Source organism: candidate division WOR-3 bacterium (genome assembly GCA_016867815.1).
Taxonomy (GTDB): Bacteria; Hydrothermota; Tepidihabitantia; order Tepidihabitantales; family Tepidihabitantaceae; genus UBA2258.
Map to the genome: position 1 here is coordinate 1 of VGIR01000189.1, position 2,604 is coordinate 2,604.

General features: G+C 59.3%; 2 protein-coding genes. Both read right to left on the bottom strand.

Annotation, left to right across the window (positions count from 1 at the left end; translation table 11 throughout):
- Positions 1-166: 166 nt before the first annotated feature.
- Positions 167-1,603, bottom strand: coding sequence for a hypothetical protein (locus FJY68_14145; GenBank protein ID MBM3332963.1), 1,437 nt, complete (start codon positions 1,601-1,603; stop codon positions 167-169).
- A gap of 51 nt (positions 1,604-1,654) precedes the next feature.
- Positions 1,655-2,566, bottom strand: a complete 912-nt coding sequence (locus FJY68_14150; GenBank protein ID MBM3332964.1) for a hypothetical protein — start codon at positions 2,564-2,566, stop codon at positions 1,655-1,657.
- Positions 2,567-2,604: the final 38 nt, after the last annotated feature.

The window sequence follows — 2,604 nt, forward strand, 5'->3', positions numbered from 1 at the left end:
GAGTTCCGGGACAAAGTGGCCATTCATGACGAAAGAAGGCAAGCGAATCACCGTGTCCACTTCCACCTGGGCAGACAGCAGCACGGGAACGAGCAGTAGCAGTAGTTTCTTCATAGGTGCTCCAATACTGGAGGGGCGAGTCTCCCCGCCCCTCCGGGTGCCGAGTCTATCTTACCACTGCCTTGAGTGTAGCATGTTCCGAGCCGATGTCGATACGCACGAAATATGCTCCTGCGCTGAGCTTCCGGCCAGCAGCATCCTGACCCCAACTCAGCCGATGTAGGCCTGGCTTCTGCGCCCCCGCGTCCAGCTTTCCGAACTGCCTGCCCGTGGCATCGAAGACCGATGCTTTGACTCGGGCAGAAGTGCTCAACTGATACTCGACCTCGATACCATCGCGGCCGTTGATGACGCGTGCTCTGGTATTCCCTTTCGGCATGACGCCGGCAGGCTGCGCCTCCGCAACTCCTGCGTACCCGGTGTCGCGCAGGACGTGAACACTCGTACTCTCGAAGCCGATGGCAAAGACCCGCTCGCGGATCGGGTCGATCTGAAAGTCGATCGGCGGGTAGTAGCCCAAGACGAGGTTGTCCACAATGATGGAGTCGGTGTTGCAGTCGATAACGTACATACCGAGGTCCTGGTGCGACGACGCCTGAGCCCTGGTCAGATAGATCCGATTGCTCCAGGGCACCCAACGTAGAAGGTCGACCGGCCACGGCTTGATTGGGAACGATATCATCTTCATAATTGTATCGGTTGTGCAGTCAATGACATAGAGTGCAGAGCGACCGGTGATGCTGTCCTCTCCGAGTATGTACGCCTTCTGATCTCTGGTGTTCAGCGCCACGCCGTTGTACAGGTGGCCCGCGCTGAACGGAAATGTCTTGATGACCGTGTCGTACTTGGTGTCGATCACGCCGGCCGGACCACCGAGGCCGTCGATCCCGTAGTAGGCTTTGCGCAGGGCGTGGTTGAAGTTCATGATGTGCGTTGGCCACGTAGACGTAGCTGGGATGTCTATGATCGCCCGGAGTGAATCGTTGCCACAATCGTATACGGCGAGTTTGGTTGGTGCCCCCCACGCGCTGAGCGACACGTACAGCTTGTTGCCGACCGAATCCCACGACGGATTCCGGAAGCCGTAGCCGGAGGCAGGCGAGGGGAATCCCCTCACAAGCGAATCGGACGCGCAGTCAATCGCGCCGAAGCTATCGGCGACTGGACGGTACAGACGGTCGGTCGAGTACACATACGCGCTGCCGAGGCCGCTCCACATGAGCGTCCTGATCAGCGTATCGGCAATACCATCAATGACCACCAGACTGTCTGGGCTCGGGTTGACGGAGACATAGAGCTTCTGACGTCGCCAGTTCCATGAATAGCAGCCAAACCCTTGGTTCCATGACCTCGGAATCCGGCCGAGCAGTTCCCACGTCGAGCAGTCCAGCGCGTAGTGCTCATACCAGCCAAGAACATACAGCTTGTTGAGCTCAGGGATGAAGTGGCCATTCAGGGCGAAAGAGGGCATGCGAATCACCGTGTCCACTTCCACCTGGGCAAACAGCAGCACGGGAGCGAGCAGTAGCAGTAGTTTCTTCATGAGTGCTCCAATACTGGAGGGGCGGGAGGCCCGCCCCTCCGGTTGCCGAGTCTATCTTACCACTGCCTTGAGTGTAGCTTGTTCCGCGCCGATGTCGATGCGCACGAAGTATGCTCCTGCGCTGAGCTTCCGGCCTGCGGCATCCTGACCCCAGCTCAGCCGATGAGCGCCGGGCTTCTGCGCACCCGCGTCCAGGTCTCCGAACTGCCTGCCCGTGGCGTCGAAGACCGACGCTCTGACTCGGGCGGAAGTGCTCAACTGATACTGGACTGTCACTCTGCCCGGGTCGTTGAGAGATCGGGCAAAGGAAGAGGCAAGCCGACCAGAACCGCCCTGCTGAGCTCGTTCGTAGCCGGGAAGTGTGAAGCGGTAGAAGTCGTTCCGGGGACCACTGCCGACGTCTCCAACGATGAGGTAGAGATGGTGGACGTCATACTCCACGCCATACGCCATCGAAGCGCCCCAGCCCAGCGACTGCGGAAGCTGGCCCTCCTTCCACCAGCCAGACCGGTTACTGTGATAGTAGAGTGTGTCGCAGTTCTCTCCGAAGACAACCCAAGGACCAGGGTACTCCTCGATCGGCGTCTCGTCCGCCGCTTCATGCGTGACGATGGCACTCCCGACGCCCTGGGTCTTGGGAGTGGTAATGTCGTCGTTCCACGTATCTCCGTCGATGTAGTAGATCTTGACGTACTGATTGTCGGCTCCGCTTAGCGCCACCAGGCACTCCTCGTTGGAGTAGAAGTCCTTCTCGTACGCGAGCGAGCCGCCATAGGACACCGCAACCGGGATGTCTGACAACTGCGTCCAACCTCCCTCAAGTGTGAAGCTGTGCACCGAGCCAGCGGTCCAGGTGATGCCGACGCGATGGGCGATCTGCCAGTAGTACACGTCGTTGTCCAGCGTGTCAGTGGTCTGGTAGGTTGTGTCGTTTGTCGAGTCCACAAACACTGGGTTGGACATGTCCGAGTTCGGCGATACCGTGATCTTGTACTTCTCCG